Raw genomic sequence first — 21,715 nt, forward strand, 5'->3', positions numbered from 1 at the left:
GCCTCTTAAAACGATTTACTATATGAGAGTAAAAAGATATTCGAATAGGCCCCTTTATCGCTTCCTTCATCAAATTTACTTCTGTTATAACCAATTTTCAAATAGTCCTTATGAGAAAAAGCGTAAGTTAAATCGATCCCCATACCGTATTTGTATTCAGCTCCAAGGTTATAAACGACATAGCCGTCTTTGGCTACTTTATAACTATTTTTACCTATATTGAAACCGATATGTGTCGTCCATGGTCCTTTTGTATCGTAGAAATCAAAATCGGCATTTGTGTAATTGTCTTTCGTAGTATAACCGGAATTGGAAATTTTAATGAAATTCACTTTTCCTTCCAATGTGATGACACCATACTCCTGTGATAAAGAGTTCAGCGTATAGGTAGCTTTTGGTGTAAATTGGTGAACTTCAAAATTGTCATAATCACTAAAATAGTAATCAATTCCCATGCTATATTGGTTGAGTACATAGTACGTTACACCAGCAAAAAGCACTTTGTCATAATCGTTGTTATTATTGGTTTGATCAATGAAAATATTGTGAATACCTGCACGAAGTGCAACATTTGATCCATAATAGTAGTTACCTACTATTGTCCAGTCCCATTGTCTATACGTAGGGGTATTGTCGTTATAGTCCAAAGTGAAATATTCAACATCTGTTTCAATCTTGTATTGGGTATTACCGTGACTTGCATACAATCCCATAATACTGGCATTGTCCCTTGTCGCTTTATCGTAGTCGATATATGAAAAGTACGGTACAAGAGAACTTCCTTGTGCGAGCGCAAAACTGCATACAGCCGATAGAGCTAAAATACTCTTTTTCATGTTGTCTCCTTTAGTTGATAACCCTGATTTTTATGGTTTTGTATCTCAAAACCAAGAGAGCGAAGGCGTGATACAAACACTTTAATGCTCTCCAGACTAGAAATTGTCTCAGATTCTTCCACAATTTCTACTTTGGAGAGTACTCTATCTCTATTTTTAATAAGGAGTTTAAGAAGTTCCTTTTCACCGGGAGATAATTTAATCGGTTTTTTATCTTTATAAAGTTGCTCAGTTTCTGCATTAAATAGAAGATCATTATATTGAAAGATGTTGCTTTTTAATTTCGTAATTTGTGTATTGAGTTTCTGTACTCGTAAAGGTATTTTCCATAGTTCATAAAAATCATACACAAAATCTGCATATTGCAAAACTTTTTTATATATATAGTAGTCTAAATGTTCATATACTGCAATGCGGTAAAAATCATACACTTTTTGTAAATCTACTATTGTTTGCAAATAGCTTAGATGAAAAATGACGATATCAAATCTTTTTTTTGTCCAGTCTTCTAAAAAAAGATCCTCATCATGATAATAATAAAACTCTTTTTGAAGAGGCTGTTGCAAACCTAGTACTGCAACATTTATCATTCTAAAAACTCTTTTGCCGTGATATTGTTTGGATCTAAAATCAATATATCTTCAAAAATCTTTTTTGCATCACTCTTTTTTCCTAAAGCGACATCTATAAATGCTAATTCTGTTAAAAACCTTGTATCTGTTGGATATAGACGTAACATTTTGTGGGTAATTGATAGTGCCGTTTTGAAATCTTTCAGATATCGTAATGCTACTGCTTCATAATAGTTTGCATAATAGTTGTAATAATCTATTCGTACAATTCCTTCACCCATTTCCAGACACTTTTTATAATTTCCTATAGAAAGATAGGTACGCATCAATCCGAGTTTTGGTTCTAGTGCAGAAGGGAGTATCAAAGAAGCTTGTTCATAATGTTTTATAGCATTGGAGTACTCTTTATTGAGGGAAAAGAGCCATCCAAGCCTAAGATTGATAGTATATCCTTTGGGAAATTTTTTATATAAAGGGATAAGGACACGAATTGCATCTTTATAATTGCCCGTTTTTTCATAATTGTATGATTGATAATAGAGGTTTTTAATTTTAATTTGATCAAAACTTTGGGCAAAAAGTAATAACGGCAAAAGTAAGAGTATACATTTTCTACACTTCAATTGATTCCTTTTTGATAGTTATAGATCTGCTTTGCAGAAGTGCAAATCCCTTTTCATAGTACGAAAACTGTACCATACCAAATGTGGAATGAATGTGGAGTTGCTTGTGGCAGTATTCAACTTTATTAAAAAAAAGTTTATAAGAGAAAGGGATTAAAAACTCTATAAACATTTTTTTCATAGGAGAATATCGTAAATAGAGTGGCAAAGTATCGTTATAGCATATGTCATCTCTTATGAGAGGAATTTTGGGAGCAAGCAGAAAAAAAAGCTGGAGATAACTTTTTTTTCCTTCATAATTATAAAAATAAAAGAGTCTTTGGGTCTGATAGAAGTAGAGTCGGTTCAACTGTTCATCTTCAAAATAAAACTCCCCTTTATCATTCATTTTGACAGTAATTGTAAATGAATCAATTTTTTCTCCATTTTTTTCCACTGTATAGCGATATTGTTCATCTAGAATAAATGTTAAACGTTGTTTCATACTTATATCAGTTGGCAATGCAAGAATCTCTTCACCTTTACGCGGGAGACTATAAAAGACGAGTTTGCTATTGACGATATACTCATGAAATACAAAAGGAACAGTTCCACTTCCTATAGTTTGGTATTCTTGAACTTGTATATGGATATGAGGTTCAGGAGAATAGCCGCTATTACCGCATTTTGCTATCACTTCACCTGCTTCTACATATGCACCTATTTGTACCTGAATGGAGTGTTGCATAAGATGGGATATTTCTACATAAAAACCTTCAAGACTTCGAATAATAATATAGTTTCCCCAATTGTTTAGTCTGTCTACAGTGCCGATAGGATTATCTGGCAAATCATTTTGTATATCGACCACATATCCATTTACTGGTGAAAGAACGGATGCTCCATAAGCGTAGTAATCTTCTAGAAAATGTCCATCATTTCGATAAGTCTTTCCATTTTTTTTGATGACAAAATCGTATGCATATTTCCATTTTCCTTTATGGGTCCACTCATCATCGAAAGCTTGGTATACGCTCCATGTTCCAGAAAAAGGAAGATAGATTTTTCTTGACTTGCCTCCAAATCGGTACAGTGTAGAAAGAAAATGCTCCAGTGATCGTTCAGGTGTTCCCTTAATATCATGATTGAAATAGATATATCCACCACCAAAGGTGAGAAGAATGATCAGTAGAGTGATAATATTAAAAGGGAGTGTATATACAGGTAAAGAGTAGAGATTGAAAAAGACTTCCATAGCATCAATCATAACCACTGATGCAGCGACAGCTGTAAAAGCTATAAGATAACTTCTGATATGGGGAACCAAAAAGATGCCTCCAACGGCCATTGCTATAAGGATATAGTTAAAATTGTATAAAGAGTGTATAGCGCTTGAGATGGGAACAAAAAGAGAGTGGACTGCTATACCGAAAAGGTATCCACTAACAGCTAAAAAGAATAGAATTCGTGAATAGTAAAGTATGATGAAGGCGATGATAGCACCAGCGATGGTATATGGCAAAAAGAAAATCGTGCCTAGTGATTGAAAAAAAGGAGCAAATGGGAGTTGGATATCGAAAAGTGGTGAGCGATGCAACACATTGGATAGCAAAGTTGTATATTTGAGTGAAGCCAAATAGAAAAGAAGACTTACAAGGGCAAACGGTAAGGATAGGATCGGTAAAGCGTAATGGATGAATATACGATTGAGGCCAAAGGATAGCAAGAATGTCAAAATTGCTAGCAAAGAAGTAAGAAATATTGATAGTATAGATATTTCATAATAAAATCCTATCCCCATACCGACGAGTAAAGAGTTATAGAGATAAAAACCATATTTGAGATAGTGTTCTCTCAATCCAGTTAGTTCCGCAAACAAGATAGTAGCAATGATAGCGACCAAGCCCAAAAAACCGACACTTGGAAGTAAAAAAGAGAGGAGCATTAAAATAGCTCCTGCTTTTACTTCCCGTAAGAACAGAATCGATATATAGGATTTTGGGAAAAGACGAATAATCTGTTTCATACTTTTACTTGAGAGGAATCTCTTTTTCTCGAACATATTCTAAATCATCTGCTTCCCTGATGAGATGTGTTGAGCCCTCTTTATCGATCAAGACAACTCGTGGACGGTATTGTATAAATTGCATTGATTGGGTGATATTGTATGCACCTACGGGCCAAATAGAGAGAATAGAGCCACGAGGCAATGGAGGAAGCATGATATTTTCAGCAATTGTGTCGATATTCATACATAAAGGTCCATTGATTTGTGATGGTTCATTTAAACCTTCATAGCGTTTATCCAAAACGATGTCGAAATTGTACCAAAATGCAGTGTACAAGAGATTGACACCGGCATCGACAATATACGATTTTTTCCCATCAGGTAACCTTTTGGCAGCAAAAACGGATGTTAAAAGATAGCCAGCTTCATCTATCAAGGCTCTCCCTGTTTCTAAAAAGAGTTTCGGAAGATTACCTTCGTTATATTCAAAAATCGCTCCAGTTACAGCTTCTGCATATTCATCAGGTGTTGGAACGACAACTTCAGGTGGTTGATAGATGCCTTTGAGCCTATTTTTGCTTGCGAATCCTCCGCCAATGTCTATATATTCTACTTCATATCCAAAATCTGTAGAAATTCTATTTTTTAACTCTATTAGTTTTTTCGTCTCTTCCGCATATGCATGTGCAGAAAGCATAAATGTACCGATATGAGCATGTAGCCCTGTAATGTAGAGTTTTTTCCCTTCATATATACGCTCTATTGCATCATATGCTTCCCCATTGTCTATATTGAAACCAAACCGGCTCCATTGTGGATAGATACCTGTATTCATATTACAGCGAATTGCAACGGGAATCTCAATGCCTAGTTCATCAGCAATTGCTTCTAGATCGTTTATCTCATACCAGTGATCGATATGAATTTTGGCTCCTTCCTGTACCGCCTTTTTCAGCGCCTCTTTTGGCTTATATGGACCATTGAATATGATATCTTTACCCGGTATACCCAATCTTCTTGCTTTATCGTATTCAAAAGCACTGACAACTTCTGCTTTTGATCCAAGATTATGATAAATCTGGCAAATAGCATCGAGATAATTGGTTTTATAGCTCCACCAAAACTCCACTTCCGGGTATCTGGATGTAAAGGCTTGTTTGAACTCTTGATATTTCTCTTCTATACTGTTTTGAGAAAAAACAAAAAGAGGAGAGCCATATCGTTCAATTAACTCTTCTATCAAAACACCATCGATTTCGCTACGCACTTTTTGTGTTTTTAGTGGATTTCCAAAAGCGCCCGATTTTTGTGTATTTGTATAGTCGATTTTGATTATGGTCGGTTTTTGATACATTGTTTACTCCTTACAGTTCGCTGTTTTGAATGAGTTTGCTAAAAAGAGAGAAGTCGCACACTTTCTCTTCTACATACCGCATATACATTTTTTGTTCGGGATAGGTGAGTTTTGGCTCTATTGGATGGTTGGAAATAATATCGATAACCATCTGAGGCAAATTGATGCCAAGCTGGGTTGCGAAATAGGTCCATGCTGGGAAACGGGGATTGATCTCTATCAGATAGATCTCGTTTGTACTATAAATAGCCTCGAACTCAAACGGACCGTGCCAGTTTGTCTCTTGAACAAATTTTTGTACACTCTCAAGAAGTGTTTTATTGTTGATGCTTACTGCACTCCATACTTTTCCAAGATCCGTCGTAGTCAATTTTTTAATGCCTACGCCCCCTAGGAGTTGACCATATTTGGCAACGCCTACGTAATTGATCTCTTCACCATTGACGATGCTTTGTACAAGCAGAGGAAAACCCCATTCATTTGATATTTTATAAAAGTATTCGATCGCCTCATCCAAGCTGTTAGCTCTGTAGGCTTTGTAGTAGTTTCCTTTAATAAAGATAGGAAAGCCGATAGTTTTTGTTGCATTGATCAGATCATCCAAAGAGGCGATTTCGATCGTGAAAGGATGTTTGATATCGATTTGTTGACACAATTTTTGAAGGTTTTTCTTTTCTCTCAATTCAAACTGTTCAGTGGTTGGAACGCATGTAGAAATACCCAAGTTTTGTAAAACATTTTGATATTTGATAATTTGTGGAAGTTCCGCATCGAGAGTGGGAAGGAGTATATCGATCTCACTTTTTTCTTTGATATATTCAAGTCTCTCTTTCAGTGCTTCAAAACCTAGCGAAGGATAGGGCATCAAGTAGACATGTTCAAAGATATCTTGGTAGATACCCGGTTCTGTAGGATCATAGCTTAGTCCTATGAGAGGATATTGTAAAAGACTCTTGGCAACTCCAATTCCTGGTGCTGGATTGTCGGAATTATTCAAACCACTGATGGCTATCTTCATTGGATTAATCCATAAATTTTTGTTTTTTGCAAAAAGTCTTCCACATCGATATAAATTTCCTGCCAAGGTACATCATATTCTTGAGAAAGTTCTTGCGCTATAGCTTTTTTACTTTTTCCCTCTTTGAATTTTTCAATAATTTTTTTTCCGGTTTCATTAATTTGAAACGATACACCGATACTTGGAATAAACCCCATTTCTTTGTCGTTAAAAACGATCTCATCGATCAACATATTTGCTCCTTTGTCACGATTTTCGAAAATTATAAGGATATGAGGTTAATGGAGTGTTAATAAAAATTCAAAAAAATATAAGAAATAATAAGTACAATTATGATAATCAATTTCAAATAAGGAGAATGAGATGTCATATTTACAAAAAATTGTTCCTTTATCATTGGTAGCTGCCATGAGTCTACCTGCATTTTCTTCAGAACTGGAGGAGCTCAAAGCTCAAATGAAAAAGATGCAAGAGCGAATTTTGGAACTTGAGATGAAACAGCAAAAGCAGGAAGAACGTTCCCAAACGATGCTCGAAGAGCTTGGAACGATTCAAAGTGAAGGGTGGTTTCAGACGGTAGATATATCAAAAAGTCACAGTGGACTTGGTTCTGCTGCATCAAAAGTCTACTATACGCAAAATCCTCTGTCAATTGGTGGGTATGGAGAGTTGTACTGGGCCGACAGTAGTGGGAAAAAGGCAATTACAGATGTGTATCGTTTTGTTCCCTATATCGGTTATAAATTTAATGATTGGATCGTTTTGAACAGTGAGCTTGAGTTTGAGCATGGTGGCGAGGAAGTTGCAATAGAGTTTTTGTATCTTGATTTTTTATTGAGTGAAAATCTTAATGTGCGAGTAGGAAACCAGCTTGTTCCTGTCGGACTTGTAAACCAAAAGCATGAACCAACGCTCTTTCCTACTGTTTTGCGCCCAGAAACAGAAACATATATCATTCCAAGTACTTGGAGTGAAACCGGTGTCATAGCGTATGGAAAAATTGGCAAGAGCGATTTTGACTACCATATCGGTATCATCAATGCTTTAAATGCGAACAATGCAGATGCCGCTGCTTCAGGAAAAAAATGGATACGGAATGGTCGATGGGGCTCAGCAAATAAAGCGACGATGCAAAAACTTGCTCTTACCGGACGACTGGACTATAGTGGCGTAGAAGGATTGACGGTAGGAGGGTCCTTTTACTATGGCAGCGGTTCAAACGCAAAAACAAATGTACCTGATACTTCTTTGTTTATTTATGATCTACACGCGATGTATCAAAAAGATGCTTTTATGTTTCGAGGACTTTTTACGCAAGCCTTTTTGGATAATGCCAAAAATATAGCACCTTCTGCACCTAAAAAAGCGCAAGGGTACTATCTTAATGCGGAATATGATGTTTTGAGCTTGGTGGGTTCTTCTTTTCGTCTTCCTGTTTTCATACAATATGAAAACTACAATCCCGTCAAAGAGACAGCCAATGGGCAAAACGAGATGAATGATATTGAAAACTGGACGTTTGGTTTCAATTTTTATCCACATGAGCAAGTGGTTTTGAAAGCAGATTATCAGATAAAGGACAATAATGATGGCAGTGACAAAGTCGATACGGTTTCCCTCGGGCTTGGTTTCATTTTCTAAAATGCTACTATTTTTCGTTTTATCTGTTCATACTATGTATGCAAAAGGAATCGATATAGCTTCGATCCTTTTGCTCTCTTGTCCAGATGCGAAAAAAGTAGAGAAAAAGACACTTTTACTGGATAAACAGCAGTTTCTTGCCGTACAAAAGTTGGCAAAAAAAAGAATCAAATCCAAAGTTGTTCGATACTATCAAGCTATGAATGGAAAGAAACGTGTCTGTACAGCTATAGTGCTTTCTCAGAAGGTTCGAACCAAAAAAGCGGCTATTTTATATATTATAGATGAACATGGAACTTTAAAACAGATTGAGATTCTTGCCTTTGCCGAACCCCCTGAATATGAACCAAAAAAGAGCTGGATTCAACTGGTAGAAGGAAAGAGTTTGCAAGATCCTTTGAGGGTTGGAAGGGATATTCCAAAAATCACAGGAGCGACGATGTCTGCTAGAAGCGTTGTAGATGGGGCAAGAATCGCATTGGCAATATATGAAATTGCCATAAAAGGGAAGTAATGCGTTTTTTTGTGATAAAAGATATCCGAAAACACGCGTCTATGCGATATTTGCTCACATTTTTACTGAGTTTGATGATGCTTTCACTCGTTTCACATCTGTTACTGTATGGGTGGAAGTATGGGTGGAATCCTGAAAGTGTATTAGCAACGATTATGGGAAATGAGGAACTTTTTATTGAGCCTTTGCCTTTTGAAGAGATTCTTTTACAGGTGCATACCAATCTCTTTTTTATTGTTATTGTACTTAGTATTATTGCTGCAAGTTTTATACGCCTCTATGAAAAGAGAAATAAATATATACATCTTCTTTTTATAACGGCACTCTTTTCTCAAATGTTCTTTTTAGCGATTCCTTTATGGGGACTTGGTGGAGTATTTGCGTGGGCAATATGCGAAGTATTTTGGCATTTAGTGGCTTTTTATATGGCTGCTAAAACGGTATGGGGGCTCAATTTTTCATGAAATATATCGAATCTGGTTACAAGGCAATTATCTTTTGGATTGGAGTATTTACAATTGCCATAGTACTGTCTGGAGTAACTCTTTTTTTTATGAACGGAATTTGGCAATCACACACTTTTGGACACTCCTTACAGATTGTTACGCCCCATCTTTTTTCTATGTCTGTGATGGTGTTTGTGATACTCCATTTTTTTCTTTTCATGAAAAATAGCGAGACATTTTTGCGATGGAGTATGCTTCTTTTTGGGTTTGCTTTTATTGATCAGATGGCTTTACTACTCAATCAAACAAGTATACATCTTCTATTTTCTTTTCTATTCACTCTGCAGTTTGCTGCAGTAAGCGTATATATGCTGATACGGTTGAAGGAAAAAGGATAAAACCGGTTGGTTTGGTAATAGAAATTCTGTTGCCATGTTTTATCATCGTACCGTTTTCCAAGATAATAAGATAATCGATGTTTTTAAGAGAATGTGCAAACATCCATGCTTTCTTTAAAGGCATAACACCGATTGCTGTGGCCATTGCATCTAAAAATGCGTTTTGTCGACTCCCTGCCAATGTAACCGAGGCGATCAATTTTTGTGATCTTCTACTTTTAGGATCTATGAGGTGATTGTAACGGGTATCCTTGATATAGCGCCTATATGTTCCGCTGGTCGATACTGCAAAATCTTTTGAGTCTGATTGAATGATGGCTACAGTTTCAGATACAAAAGGGTTTTGTACTTTAACTTGACACTCTCCGAGACAGCGAATATCGCCACTAAGACCAAAAACTGCTTGTTGAACACCCATTTTCTTAAGTCTCGCTGCTGCAAGATCGATAGCGTATCCCTTTCCCATACCACCGAGATCTATCATGATGGCTTTATCCAGGCAAATGCTATTTTGATCCATATGAATGCCATCAACGCCAAGAGTTGCCTGTTTGAGATCTTTAATTGTTGGGATTTTCTCTTGAGAAGTGCCAAAGCCAAAAAGTTGTTTTGTTAGCGATCCGATTGTAATATCAAAGTAACCATCGCTTCGTTTGTAGTAGTACAAACTTTTTTCTATGGCATCTTGCACTATTGGATCTGTTTGGATACAGCGGTGATGGTTGAGTCTGTATACAAGTCCATTTGGGAAAGAGGAGAGGGAAGCTTCTACTTGTTTGAGTGTTTGGAAAAAGATAGATGTTGCAAAAGAGTATTTTTGATCAAGAGTGATAAATGCAAAAGTGCCCATGGCTACCTGCTCTCTGTGTATGGGTGCCGAGAAAAGTGACAAAGAGAAAAAAAAGAGCAGCAATATGGTTTTTACACGCATTTTCCATACTTTCTTTATTATAATGTTTGAAGATACCATAAAAGGATGAACAATGCAACGCAGAGATTTTTTGCGAAGTAGCGCACTCTTTAGTCTTATCGCTGTTACTCCTGCTCTTGCCAAAAAGGATATCGCAGATCATCAGCCGACACAAGTTCTTGAAGGAGACGAATTTGATTTACATATTAAAAAGACATGGGTACATTTTGGCGACAAGCCTGTTATAGCAACCACTGTGAACGACATGTTGCCGGCTCCTACGCTAAAATGGAAAAAGGGTGATATCGTTACGATTCACGTGACTAACCATCTTGATGAGCCCACCTCTTTGCATTGGCACGGTATCATCTTGCCCTATACGATGGATGGAGTACCGGGTGTGAGTTACCCTGGTATTATGCCAGGAGAGCGCTTTACGTATCGGTTCAAGGTAGAGCAAAACGGTACCTACTGGTATCACTCTCACAGCGGTTTTCAAGAACAGACTGGTTTACACGGGGCAATCGTGATTGATGACGATATAGATGCCGATAGAGACTATGTGGTCGGTTTTCACGACTGGAGTGACGAAGATCCAGATTCCATATATAGAAAGTTAAAACTTCAAAGCGGATACTACAATTTTCAAAAAAGAACCGTTTTCGATTTTGCAAAAGAGGTACAGCAGTTTGGATTTGCAAAAGCTTTGCAAAGACGAGCAATGTGGAATAAGATGCGTATGGATGATAGAGATCTTGCTGATGTGACTGCCTATACGTATACCTACTGCATCAACGAACATACAAACAAAAATCCAGCCTATTTTTTCTTTAAACCTGGTGAAAAGGTTCGTTTGAGACTGATCAACCAATCGGCAATGACCTATTTTGATGTGAGAATTCCCGGATTGAAAATGAAGGTCGTTGCTGCAGATGGCGTGCCTGTTGAACCGGTTGAGGTGGATGATCTTCGCATCGCGGTGGCTGAAAGTTATGATGTACTGGTTTGTCCAACGCAAGAAGCCTATACCATATTTGCTCAAAGTATTGATCGGTATGGGTATGTGTATGGAATATTGAGCACTTCACCTCAAAAAAGAGCTCCTATACCGAAGTTCTATCCCTATGAACCTCTCTCTATGGTGGATATGGGTATGGCTATGGATGGGATGAAAATGAATCGTATGAAGAAAAAAATGGCTCATGAAACAAAGATTCCAAAGACCCCTTTGCCTATGAAAAAGGGAATTGCTTGGACGATGGAAGCAAAGGGCGCTATGTATAGACTTGATGATCCGGGAGTTGGACTGAGAAGCGTTCAAAGAAAAGTTTTAACGTATGCTGATCTTCATACGCCAAATCTCGAAAACAGATTTCCTGATCGTGAGATCGAATTGCACTTAACGGGCAATATGGAGCGCTATATTTGGGCAATAAACGGGATTCCTTACTACGAATCAAAACCTTTGCAGTTTCGTTACGGCGAAAGACTGCGAATAACGTTTATCAATGATACTATGATGAATCATCCGATGCATCTTCATGGTATGTGGAGTGATATCGAAATAGCAGATGGAAAAATTTTGCGAAAACATACCGTCAATGTGCAGCCGGGCAGTAAACTGAGTATGCGAGTCAATGTGGATGCCACAGGACGATGGGTTTTTCACTGCCATCTTCTGTATCACATGGGTGGGATGTTTCGAGAAGTAAAGGTGCTGTCATGAAAAAGTTTGTTGTATTATTGTTGGTGGTTACATTCATGTTTGCTGGAGGCGGAGATATCTTTCGGTATCAGATGTTAGTCGATCAGTTTGAAGCCTCATCACAAGGCAAACCTTCTTGGGATGCCAGTTTTTTTATGGGGTATGATGCGAATAAAATCTATCTGTATAGCGAGGGAGATAGCCAAGAGCAGGAAAACGAGATCGTCTTTTCCCATACTATTACTCCATTTTTCGATCTACAAATTGGAATGGAACACGATACGAAAGACAAAGGAGCCACTTTTGGTGAAATTACCCTTATGGGGCTGGCTCCTTACTTTATTGAGACGAGAACAAAACTGCTTTTTGGCGAAGGAGGTGTGGGAATTGATTTTGATTTTGAATATGAAACGCTCTTTACACAAAGGCTCATTTTAAATTCAAGAGTTGAGAGTAGAATCTTTAGCAAAGACATTGAAAAAGCTGGCATTTTTCAAGGACTCAATGACATAACCGTTGGTTTTCGATTGCGTTATGAAATACAAAGAGAGTTTGCTCCCTATATTGGATATTCTATTACCAGAAATTTTGGTGGTTTGAAAAGAGAAGAGGGCCAAGTGAAAGATCGATTTGTTGTAGGCATTCGGTTTTGGTTTTAGGAGGTTATGGTGAAAAAGGTTTTTATGCTTTCTACAATTGTATGTTTTTTGATGGCATTGGAGATAGGAACGATTCCTAAACGTGTTATACTGGAAAAAGATAAAGGCGGTAAAATTGATGGAAGTGTTTTTGATACGGCTTCGATAAAAGGGAAAGTCTACTTGATTATATATTCGGATCCTGATAAGAGGAATCTGAATGAACCCTTTTTTGAAAAGGTAAAAGCAAAAAACTTCGATAGGAACAGGTATGTCTCCATTGCTATCATAAATATGGCTGCGACCTGGATTCCTAATTTTTTATTGAATGCCATATTGAAAACAAAACAGAAAAAGTATCCATATACCATATATGTCAAGGACAACAAAAAAGTTTTGGTTCATGCATGGCACCTGCCGGATAACGATCAAGTGGTGATAATTTTTGATCAAAATGGAAGGGTTCGATATATCGAGCATGGGAAATTGTCACAACAAGAGCAAGAGAGGGCCTTACATATTTTAGAGGAGCTTATCAATGAGTCTCATTAAAGAAAAATTATCGATGAAGCCTTTTGGTATCGTGGCGCATCGTGGCGGAGGAGGAGAGAGTGTCGAAAATACAGTTGCAGGAATTGAGTATGCGCTTTCCATAGGAGCCGATATTATCGAAGTGGATATTCGAAGTACTAAAGATGGCAGACTCATTTTGCTACACGATCCGGATTTAACTCGTATTGCAGGCATCATGCAAGAAGTGCACGATGTGGATTTTGATGAGTTGCAAAAGTATAAAGTCTTTGGAAAAGAGCCAATTGCTACACTCAATGATGCTTTACACACAGTTGGCGGTAGATGCGGGCTCTTTTTAGAGGTCAAAGAACCTGAAATTACTGAACAGGTTATCAAGATGGTTTTGCAACAGGGAGTAAAGGAGTGGGTTGCGATCATCAGTTTTTATGAAGAGGTGATTGAAAAAACCAAAGTGATGGATCCTCAGATTACCGCTGGTCTTGTTTACAGTAAGCCACCTGGAAAAATCAAAGAAGCAAAAGCGATTGGAGCCGATTTTGTCTTGCCTCACTACAAGATAGCGACACAAAAAGCAAATCGATTTGCCCATGCACTGGGATTGAAAGTGGTTGCTTGGACGGTCAATGAAGAGTCTTTGATGATGGAGTGTATTGAAAAAGGTGTGGATGTTGTAGCCACGGATTTTCCAAGTATGGCTTTGGAGTTAAGAGAAAAGATGGATGCGGGAAGGGATTAGAATCCCATTCCGCCCATTCCACCCATTCCGCCCATATCAGGAGCAGGAGCTGCAGGTTTTTCCTCTTTGATTTCGCTGACAGTCGCTTCTGTGGTTAGAAGCAGGCTAGCAACTGATACTGCATTTTGCAATGCTACTCGCTCAACTTTTGCTGGATCTACAATTCCAGCTTCAAACATATCTACATATTCACCAGTTGCAGCGTTGAATCCAGTGTTTTCATTTTCAGCATTTTCAACATTGTTTGCTACAACACCTGGATCAAATCCAGCGTTTTCAGCAATTTGTTTGAGAGGTGCTTTGATAGCTCTAAGAATAATTTCAGCACCGATTTTCTCATCGCCGCATAGATCAAGATTTACTTTGTTCGCTGCTCGAACAAGTGCAGTACCACCACCGATAACGATACCTTCTTCAACAGCTGCTTTAGTAGCTGCCAATGCGTCATCTACTCGGTCTTTTTTCTCTTTCATTTCAGTCTCAGTCGCAGCACCAACTTTGATAACTGCTACCCCGCCAGCAAGTTTTGCAAGTCGCTCTTGAAGTTTTTCTTTGTCATATTCGCTTGTTGTTTGCTCGATTTGTGCTTTAATCTCTTTGATTCTTGCTTCAACTGCTGCTTTGTCGCCTTTTCCGCCAACGATTGTAGTGTTTTCTTTGTCTACTACGATTCTATCAGCTTGTCCAAGATCTTCTAGTGTTGCGCTCTCAAGAGTTCTACCAACTTCTTCGCTGATCACTTGACCACCAGTCAAGATCGCAATATCTTGAAGCATCGCTTTTCTTCTGTCACCAAATCCTGGCGCTTTAACAGCACATACATTGAGTGTACCTCGTAGTTTGTTTACAACAAGTGTCGCAAGTGCTTCGCCTTCGATATCTTCAGCGATAATGAGAAGTGGTTTGTTGCCAGTTTGAACAACTTTTTCAAGTACTGGAAGCAAATCTTTCATATTGCTGATTTTTTTATCGTAAAGCAAGATATATGCATTTTCAAGTACTGCTTCCATCTTTTCAGTATCAGTTACAAAGTATGGGCTGAGGTATCCTCTATCAAATTGCATACCCTCAACGACTTCAAGCTCATCTTGAAGCGATTTGCCTTCTTCAACTGTAATTACACCATCTTTTCCAACTTTTTCCATCGCTTCTGCGATTAACTCACCGATTTTTGGATCGTTGTTTGCAGAGATTGTTGCCACCTGTGCAATCTCTTTTTTATCTTTTACTTCTTTTGCGATTTTTTTGAGTTCAGTAACAATCGCTTCAGCAGCTTTGTCCATACCGCGTTTTACTTCGATTGGGTTTGCACCGGCTGTAATGTTTCTTAAACCTTCTTTGAAAATATTGTATGCAAGTACTGTTGCGGTAGTTGTTCCATCACCCGCTTCATCGGCAGTTTTGCTTGCAACCTCTTTTACAAGCTGTGCACCCATATTTTCAACAGTGTTTGGTAGTTCTATCTCTTTTGCAACACTTACACCGTCTTTAGTGATGCTTGGGCTACCAAAAGATTTTTGAATCAAAACATTTCGACCACGTGGGCCCATAGTAACTTTTACAGCGTCTGCCAGTTTTTTAACACCTTCGAAAAGTTCTCCTCTTGCAATATCACTAAAATGAATCTCTTTTGCTGCCATTTTTCACCCCCTTCTTATTTCAAAATTCCTAAAATATCATCTGTTTGTAAAATCAGATACTCTTTGCCTTCAAGCGTGATTTCTGTTCCGCTGTATTTCGCAAAAACAACTCTATCACTAACTTTGATGTGTCCCTCTTCTTCAACTTCAGGACCTATTGCCAAAACATTTCCCTCAAGTGGCTTTTCTTTTGCATTATCAGGAATAATGATTCCAGATGGTGTCTTTTCAGGCTCATCTACTCTCTCTACTAAAACTCTGTTTCCAAGTGGTTGGAAATTCATTGCGGCCTCCTTTATTAAGTTTTTATCACTTACTATTTTTTAGTGCCAAAATTTTACATATAAAATACTTAAATATAGCTTAAACTAAGCTATTGATATCATTAAATCTATATCAATATGACTAAAATTTTTTATAATTGTAATATAAAAAAACAGGTTTTGATTTACGATATAATGTATAGCTATTACGAAGGAGACGGAGATGAAAAAGGTAGTACTGGTTTTATTAGTTCTTTTAGTTGTAGTTGGAGGGGGCATCTATTGGTTGCTTTTTACGAAAAGCGGAAACCGGTTTTTGCAACCGAAAGTAGAAAATTACCTCAATCAAAAGCTTCCGGTACAAGTTGTTTTGCAGAAATTTCAAATTGCTCCGATGGATATAGTAGTACAAATAGGAAAATCTTCAATCATAGCAAAAGGAAATGTCAATCCTTTCCAAAGAAGCTTCGATATCAAATATAAGATAAAAATCGTTGATTTGGCAGCTTTGCAGCCATTGCATCATCAAAAGATACGGGGAGCATTGAATACTTCTGGAACAGTTCAGGGAAATATAGACAATTTTATGATCAAAGGAAAAAGCGATATAGCGAAAAGTGCAACGAATTATCAAATAACCATAAAAGAGTTAGAACCTAAAGCTCTTCAAGCCGTTATACAACATGCCGATTTGGCAAAGTTGCAATACATGGTATATCAGCCTGTACGTACTTATGGGAAACTGACAAGCGATATAAAGCTTGAGAGCCTCGAATCAGATAATCTTAAGGGTGTCATAGTTTCACATATATCGCAAGGAAGAGTCAATGAACAAGCGATCGAAAAAGAGTTTGGTATCAAAAATGCAAAAATTGTTTATAGTATTGATCAAAAAAGTGTATTGCAAGGGCAGACAATTGTCTCGGACATCCTATTTGATTCCAATATAGCAACAGCAAAAATGGATTCAATTATATATAACGTAAAAGAAGATTCACTTACTATCCCATATATTGTCAATATCCCAAATCTCTCTAAACTCTATTTTGTAACAAATCAAAAAATGCGCGGGAAAATTAAAGTAACCGGTAAAGTACAAAAAGCAAAAGATTTCATTGTGACAGCTCATTCAAAAACACTTGGAGGCAGGGTGGATGCCGTTTTGAAGAATACGAAATTGGATGTAAAACTCAAAAATATCCAAGTAACGGCTTTAACATATATGCTTTATTATCCGAAAGTGTTCGATTCTGTAATGGAAGCAGATGTGCACTATGACATTGCTGCACAAAAAGGAAAACTTTTAGCCCAAGCGTATGATGGGAGAATTTTGCCAAACCAAATGACATTTTTGCTCCAGCAAATAGCAAAATTTGATATTACAAGGGAAGTGTATAAAGTGACAACGATAAAGAGTGACATCAACAAAAAAAGAATTATTTCAAATCTTGATATGCAGAGTCGATTGACACATATCAGTTCAAAAAACGCTCTTGTGGATTTGGAAAAAGAGTTTGTTGATGCTAAATTGAGAGTAGAAATCAAGAAAAAACCTGTTTTTGTTACAATCAAAGGCAAGCTCAAATCACCTAAAGTTTCCATTGATGCAAAAGCGCTATTGAAAGAACAAGTAAAACAGAAATTGGAAAAGAGATTGAAAAATAAAATTCCTATAGGTGCGAAAAGTTTGCTAAATTTATTTTAATTTAATTTTTTTATAATCTATCTATATGTACTATTGAATACAAAAAAATTATACATGTAAAAGCAGCTTATGAAAAAACGAATTTTGATAGTGGAAGATGAAAGCCTCGTTGCTTTTGAAATCCAAAGTGCGCTAGAACAGGTCGGTTTTGATTGTACAGCGATAACAGACGATGCGAATGATGCTATTGAGGCTGTGCGAAAAAGCAGGCCGGATGTGATTATTATGGATATCTATCTTGCAAATGGTACGAATGGTATCGATGCATGCAGGATGTTAAAGAAAGAGTTTGATATACCTATAATTTTTCTAACAGCCTATTCGGATCAAACAACGCTTCGCGAAGCACTTGATTGTCAACCTGACGGATATTTGATCAAACCTTTTCGAAGACCCGAACTCTATGCAGCTATCAATCTTGCTTTAGGTAAAAATCGTTTTGATAATACTATATTGGAGTTGTGTAAAGGCGTACAGTATGATAAAAACAGATCGGTGCTGAAAAAAGAGGATCAAGAAATAGCGTTGACAAAAAAAGAGAGAGAGTTGCTTCATCTGCTTCTTCAAAACAGAGGAAAACTTGTTTCCTTTGAAAGAATCGAATATGAACTGTGGCCCCAGAAACCCGTAAGTGAAACGACACGTAGAACGCTCATACATAGACTTCGCTCAAAACTCTCAAAAGATTGTCTCAAAAGCGTTCCTGGTATTGGATGCATGCTTCAATAATGTGACAAAAAAGTGACATTTTAGAACGTTTTTGGAACGTTTTTTATCTATAATTCCTTCGACATCAAACGAAGAAGGAGAGAATCATGAGAGTGATATTCGGAATCTTGTTTATAGTTGCATTTTTGTCTGCCGATACGATCAACCCATACTGGTTTCAAGAGGATAGCAAAGAAAGACTCAATGCCAATGTGATCTCTAAAGATCAAAAAGAGTGGGTAAATCCATACTGGTTCCAAGAAACCAAACAGAAAGATGAGAAAAAATTGCAAAGATTGACGATTCGAGAACAGATTCACTTTGACTCGTAAATCTTTTTTAAAACGTGATTGTATATTTTGTGCCAAGGGAAGTATCGATATCGATCTTTCCCTTGAGCTGATGATGTACCAAAATATCAACAAGCTTCAAACCAAGGCTCTCTTTAGATATGTTTGAGTTGTTAAGTCCCTTTCCCGTATCTCGGATTGTTAAAATATATAAATCTTCTTTTTGTCCTAACGTAATAAAAATTGCTCCTTTGTTGTCGGGGAAAGCATGCTTAAATGCATTTGTGAGGAGTTCATTGATGATGAGACCTGTGTATATCGCTTTATCCATGGTAAAGTTTACATTACTGTGCACATGAATATCAATATTTTTTGTTGAAAAAAGATGCTGCAGTTCATTCGCGAGCATCTGAATATAATCTTGTGCATTGATATAGGCTATATTGTCACTTTTATAGAGCATTTCATGGACACTACTCAATGCTCTGATACGACTTTCTGCTTCTGTTAGGATTGATTGCATTTTTTGATCGCTCAGCTTGTCAGATTGCAATCGTAAAAGAGAGATAATGATTTGAAGATTGTTTTTTACTCGATGATGAAGCTCTTTAAGCAAAACATTTTTCTCTTCGAGCGCTTTTGTGAGTTCCTGTGTCTTTTGTTCGGCATAAGCTTCAAGTTTTGCTTTTTCTATCTCTTTCTTTTCTAAAAGCAGTTTCGTGGCACGCTCTTTTTCTGCTTTGTATGCATTGATTCTTGCAGATAAAGCCATGGAAAAAAGAATTGCCTCTAAAAAAATAAAGAGTTTACCCAAATGCGGGAAATTGTCTATCCAGGAGATAAATCCGGCTTGTCTCAGACCGAGTAAGACTGCTACCACAAAGAGCAAAATCCATCCGATGATATAATAAATGGTATGTTTATATCCTTTGAAATAGGCGTATAGACCGATGACGATCATGATAAGAAACATAACCATATAGATAATGCGTTGAGGTGTTGTACTGACAATTTCTGTAATGTTAAGCAGATATAAAATGAGTGTGGAAACAATCAGACTTTGTAGGAATGCATGAATTTTTGGAAAGTTTTTTTTCGTTTGTAAAAACTCTACCGTAAACATAATAATCGAAAGTGCCATAATAAGCAAGAGTGTATAGATAGCGGTTGTACTCATAGTAAAGTTTTCAAAAAAGAGAGGGAAAAAACCGGATTCAAAAAGCTCCAATAAAAGAAATGAACTGACCATAAGGACATAGTAGAGATAACTTGCATCTTCTGTCATAAACAGTAGGAAAATATTGTATGCGATGAGTGCTGACATCGCACCTAAAAAAAGAATGGTGATGAGTTTGTCATTTTCATTTTTAATTTCATAATAGGATGGATCCAGTATATTGAGTTTGGCGATGAAACCTACATTGTTATTTTGCGCTTTGAGTAAAAAAAGCTTTTCTTCATGGGGTTTGAAATGCAAGAAAAACGGATGCGTAATATGAAATGCGGGCAGCGGTTTTAATCGGTATCCACTTTTGTACATCTTTGAGTTGTTGATGTCATATAACCAAATTTTTTCCTGTATGGGATAATCATATTCCAAAACTTTTGTGATAGTTTTATCAAAAGGGTTTTTGAGTCGAAAAAGAAGCCAAAGTGTGGCGTCATACTGGTAGCCAAGCAGTAATGCCTTGGATTTTGTTGGCTTCCATAACTGCTTGTGATGCAAAAGATAATCTGGGTGCAAAGAGGAGTTTTTGTCAAGATAGTATTTGGTGAAAGGAGTGATATTTTTTATATGGTTTTCATCAAGCAAAATTGTTTGTGCAAAGAGAGTATGGAAAAAAAGAAAAAGTAGACAGACTCTTTTCATTTTTACCTTTCTTTTTATTGTTGACATGATACAGATTTTGAAGTATAATTTCACTCGCTTTGGCTGGGTAGCTCAGCTGGTGAGAGCGCTGGTCTCATAAGCCGGAGGTCGGGAGTTCAAGTCTCCCCCCAGCTACCAACTCTTCTTAATTTAGCTTCCTTGCCTTTTAGTCCAATCAAGTATTTTTCATCTCAATCTGTCGCTCTATAATAGATTTTCATTAAAATAATTTTTGATTTTTCTTGCTGTATGATTATACAAAAAGGTTTATTATGATTGAAGTAGCCGCAGATTTGATAAAATGTTCCCAATATCTTCTCATTACGGTCGGGGCTGGTATGGGTGTTGACAGTGGCCTTCCCGACTTTAGAGGAGTTCATGGATTTTGGAGAGCCTATCCGGCGGCGAAGAGACTTGGCCTTCGGTTTGAAGAGTTGGCAAATCCTAGATGGTTTGAGGAAAATCCAAAACTTGCATGGGCATTTTATGGCCATCGTTTGCATCTTTACCGAAAAACAGATCCACATATAGGTTTTCGATTGCTTTTGGAGATTGCTCAACAAAAAAAGGACTATTTTGTGGTGACATCAAATGTGGATGGACAGTTTCAAAAGGCCGGTTTCGATGAAATGAAAATCGATGAAGTTCACGGAAGCATTCACTATTTGCAATGTACAAAACCTTGCTGTGAACGTATATGGAGTGCCGAAGGAATCGAAATTCATATAAATGAAGATCTTTTTTTGGCAAAAGATCCTCTGCCAAAATGTCCCTATTGTGGTGCAATTGCCAGGCCTAATATCTTGATGTTTGGGGATTGGAATTGGATTTCTAGGCGCGAAGAGGCGCAAAATCGACGTTTTGAACATTTTATGCAAGAAGCTCAAAAATCATTGGTGATTGTGGAGATTGGAGCCGGTACTGCAGTACCTACCATTCGTCTTTTAGGTGAACGAATATCACAAAATTATAATGTCCCTTTAATTCGTATCAATCCAAGAGAAGAAGAGGGGGCTACCGTCGGTCTTGCATTGGGAGGCAAAGAGGCAATAAGAAAAATATATGAGGTCCTACAGTGACAGCAGATCCAAACAAATTGGCACGTATCATGGCACACAATATCACTCAGAGCATAGCAGATATAACACAAGATGAAATATGCTTTTTGGTACGTTCCTATATACAACTATACAACAAACTATACCATGAAAGGATAGATGAAGAAGATTTTTTAAAAAAATGTTGTTGTTTTTTGAAACGATATCTTGTTGATAACGCTGTAAGCTTATTGCGAAACAAGTAGCATATAAAAAACATGAGAAAATTA

Annotated in this window: 24 protein-coding genes and 1 tRNA gene; 14 read left to right on the forward strand and 11 right to left on the reverse strand. The window is 37.2% G+C overall.

Annotation, left to right across the window (positions count from 1 at the left end; genetic code table 11):
* Positions 1-5: 5 nt before the first annotated feature.
* Genes JG735_RS02745 through JG735_RS02775 form a run of 7 tightly spaced genes read right to left on the reverse strand, consistent with a single transcriptional unit; the run spans position 6 to position 6,623 of the window.
* On the reverse strand, positions 6-836 hold the full coding sequence (locus tag JG735_RS02745; protein WP_201335308.1) for a hypothetical protein: 831 nt from the start codon (positions 834-836) through the stop codon (positions 6-8).
* A complete protein-coding gene (locus JG735_RS02750; protein ID WP_201335309.1) occupies positions 833-1,426 on the reverse strand; it encodes a winged helix-turn-helix domain-containing protein in 594 nt (197 codons plus the stop codon). Before JG735_RS02750 ends, JG735_RS02745 begins: the two co-directional genes overlap by 4 nt.
* Positions 1,423-2,031: a lipopolysaccharide assembly protein LapB gene (locus JG735_RS02755; protein ID WP_201335310.1), complete on the reverse strand. Its 609-nt coding sequence runs from the start codon at positions 2,029-2,031 to the stop codon at positions 1,423-1,425. Before JG735_RS02755 ends, JG735_RS02750 begins: the two co-directional genes overlap by 4 nt.
* Positions 2,021-4,036 (reverse strand): urea transporter, encoded by a 2,016-nt coding sequence (locus JG735_RS02760; RefSeq protein WP_236584204.1) that lies wholly within the window; start codon positions 4,034-4,036, stop codon positions 2,021-2,023. Before JG735_RS02760 ends, JG735_RS02755 begins: the two co-directional genes overlap by 11 nt.
* 4 nt (positions 4,037-4,040) lie before the next feature.
* Entirely contained in the window at positions 4,041-5,372 is a 1,332-nt protein-coding gene (locus tag JG735_RS02765; RefSeq protein ID WP_201335312.1) for an alanine racemase, read from the reverse strand.
* 10 nt (positions 5,373-5,382) lie between these two features.
* The gene (locus JG735_RS02770; RefSeq protein WP_201335313.1) at positions 5,383-6,390 is read right to left on the reverse strand and encodes an ATP-grasp domain-containing protein; all 1,008 of its coding nucleotides are present in this window, start codon (positions 6,388-6,390) and stop codon (positions 5,383-5,385) included.
* Complete coding sequence (locus tag JG735_RS02775) at positions 6,387-6,623, reverse strand: PqqD family protein (protein WP_201335314.1); 237 nt, start codon at positions 6,621-6,623, stop codon at positions 6,387-6,389. The genes JG735_RS02770 and JG735_RS02775 overlap by 4 nt, the downstream gene beginning before the upstream one ends.
* Before the next feature lie 130 nt (positions 6,624-6,753).
* Between JG735_RS02775 and JG735_RS02780 the strand changes: the two genes are divergently transcribed.
* From JG735_RS02780 to JG735_RS02795, 4 genes are read left to right on the forward strand one after another with little or no spacing between them, the layout of a single operon-like run.
* A complete protein-coding gene (locus JG735_RS02780) occupies positions 6,754-8,031 on the forward strand; it encodes an outer membrane beta-barrel protein (RefSeq protein ID WP_201335315.1) in 1,278 nt (425 codons plus the stop codon).
* Complete coding sequence (locus JG735_RS02785; RefSeq protein WP_201335316.1) at positions 7,976-8,545, forward strand: FMN-binding protein; 570 nt, start codon at positions 7,976-7,978, stop codon at positions 8,543-8,545. Before JG735_RS02780 ends, JG735_RS02785 begins: the two co-directional genes overlap by 56 nt.
* Entirely contained in the window at positions 8,545-9,009 is a 465-nt protein-coding gene (locus tag JG735_RS02790; RefSeq protein ID WP_201335317.1) for a hypothetical protein, read from the forward strand. Before JG735_RS02785 ends, JG735_RS02790 begins: the two co-directional genes overlap by 1 nt.
* Positions 9,006-9,389 (forward strand): hypothetical protein, encoded by a 384-nt coding sequence (locus JG735_RS02795; protein ID WP_201335318.1) that lies wholly within the window; start codon positions 9,006-9,008, stop codon positions 9,387-9,389. Before JG735_RS02790 ends, JG735_RS02795 begins: the two co-directional genes overlap by 4 nt.
* Here JG735_RS02795 and JG735_RS02800 read toward each other — a convergent pair.
* Positions 9,328-10,320, reverse strand: a complete 993-nt coding sequence (locus tag JG735_RS02800) for an FAD:protein FMN transferase (protein WP_201335319.1) — start codon at positions 10,318-10,320, stop codon at positions 9,328-9,330. The two genes, JG735_RS02795 and JG735_RS02800, sit on opposite strands and share 62 nt — an antisense overlap.
* 52 nt (positions 10,321-10,372) lie before the next feature.
* On the opposite strand from JG735_RS02800, the gene JG735_RS02805 reads away from it, so the two are divergent.
* From JG735_RS02805 to JG735_RS02820, 4 genes are read left to right on the forward strand one after another with little or no spacing between them, the layout of a single operon-like run.
* Positions 10,373-12,025, forward strand: coding sequence for a copper resistance system multicopper oxidase (locus JG735_RS02805; RefSeq protein WP_201335320.1), 1,653 nt, complete (start codon positions 10,373-10,375; stop codon positions 12,023-12,025).
* On the forward strand, positions 12,022-12,663 hold the full coding sequence (locus JG735_RS02810) for a copper resistance protein B (RefSeq protein WP_201335321.1): 642 nt from the start codon (positions 12,022-12,024) through the stop codon (positions 12,661-12,663). Before JG735_RS02805 ends, JG735_RS02810 begins: the two co-directional genes overlap by 4 nt.
* Positions 12,664-12,672: 9 nt before the next feature.
* Entirely contained in the window at positions 12,673-13,194 is a 522-nt protein-coding gene (locus JG735_RS02815; RefSeq protein ID WP_201335322.1) for a YtfJ family protein, read from the forward strand.
* Complete coding sequence (locus tag JG735_RS02820) at positions 13,181-13,912, forward strand: glycerophosphodiester phosphodiesterase (protein ID WP_201335323.1); 732 nt, start codon at positions 13,181-13,183, stop codon at positions 13,910-13,912. Before JG735_RS02815 ends, JG735_RS02820 begins: the two co-directional genes overlap by 14 nt.
* Here the strand turns inward: JG735_RS02820 and groL are convergent.
* Together groL and groES are read right to left on the reverse strand one after the other, a co-directional pair.
* A complete protein-coding gene (gene groL / locus JG735_RS02825) occupies positions 13,909-15,552 on the reverse strand; it encodes a chaperonin GroEL (protein ID WP_201335324.1) in 1,644 nt (547 codons plus the stop codon). The genes JG735_RS02820 and groL overlap by 4 nt on opposite strands.
* A gap of 14 nt (positions 15,553-15,566) precedes the next feature.
* Positions 15,567-15,836 (reverse strand): co-chaperone GroES, encoded by a 270-nt coding sequence (gene groES, locus JG735_RS02830; RefSeq protein ID WP_201335325.1) that lies wholly within the window; start codon positions 15,834-15,836, stop codon positions 15,567-15,569.
* Positions 15,837-16,038: 202 nt separating this feature from the next.
* Between groES and JG735_RS02835 the strand changes: the two genes are divergently transcribed.
* The 3 genes from JG735_RS02835 (at position 16,039) to JG735_RS02845 (ending at position 18,560) form a co-directional block, all read left to right on the forward strand.
* On the forward strand, positions 16,039-17,520 hold the full coding sequence (locus JG735_RS02835) for a hypothetical protein (protein ID WP_201335326.1): 1,482 nt from the start codon (positions 16,039-16,041) through the stop codon (positions 17,518-17,520).
* Between the two features lie 69 nt (positions 17,521-17,589).
* A complete protein-coding gene (locus JG735_RS02840) occupies positions 17,590-18,249 on the forward strand; it encodes a response regulator (protein WP_201335327.1) in 660 nt (219 codons plus the stop codon).
* A gap of 86 nt (positions 18,250-18,335) precedes the next feature.
* Entirely contained in the window at positions 18,336-18,560 is a 225-nt protein-coding gene (locus JG735_RS02845) for a hypothetical protein (RefSeq protein WP_201335328.1), read from the forward strand.
* A 7-nt stretch (positions 18,561-18,567) separates the two neighbouring features.
* On the opposite strand, the gene JG735_RS02850 is transcribed toward JG735_RS02845, so the two are convergent.
* Positions 18,568-20,388, reverse strand: coding sequence for a 7TM diverse intracellular signaling domain-containing protein (locus JG735_RS02850; RefSeq protein ID WP_201335329.1), 1,821 nt, complete (start codon positions 20,386-20,388; stop codon positions 18,568-18,570).
* 61 nt (positions 20,389-20,449) lie between these two features.
* On the opposite strand from JG735_RS02850, the gene JG735_RS02855 reads away from it, so the two are divergent.
* The 3 genes from JG735_RS02855 to JG735_RS02865 all read left to right on the forward strand — a co-directional run bounded on the left by JG735_RS02855 (position 20,450) and on the right by JG735_RS02865 (position 21,691).
* Positions 20,450-20,526: transfer RNA gene (locus JG735_RS02855), tRNA-Met, on the forward strand.
* Between the two features lie 134 nt (positions 20,527-20,660).
* Positions 20,661-21,467: a Sir2 family NAD-dependent protein deacetylase gene (locus tag JG735_RS02860; RefSeq protein ID WP_201335330.1), complete on the forward strand. Its 807-nt coding sequence runs from the start codon at positions 20,661-20,663 to the stop codon at positions 21,465-21,467.
* The gene (locus JG735_RS02865) at positions 21,464-21,691 is read left to right on the forward strand and encodes a hypothetical protein (RefSeq protein WP_201335331.1); all 228 of its coding nucleotides are present in this window, start codon (positions 21,464-21,466) and stop codon (positions 21,689-21,691) included. The genes JG735_RS02860 and JG735_RS02865 overlap by 4 nt, the downstream gene beginning before the upstream one ends.
* The last annotated feature ends 24 nt before the right edge of the window (positions 21,692-21,715 follow it).

It is taken from the genome of Nitratiruptor sp. YY08-10 (assembly GCF_016629565.1).
In the GTDB taxonomy this organism is placed as follows: domain Bacteria; phylum Campylobacterota; class Campylobacteria; order Campylobacterales; family Nitratiruptoraceae; genus Nitratiruptor.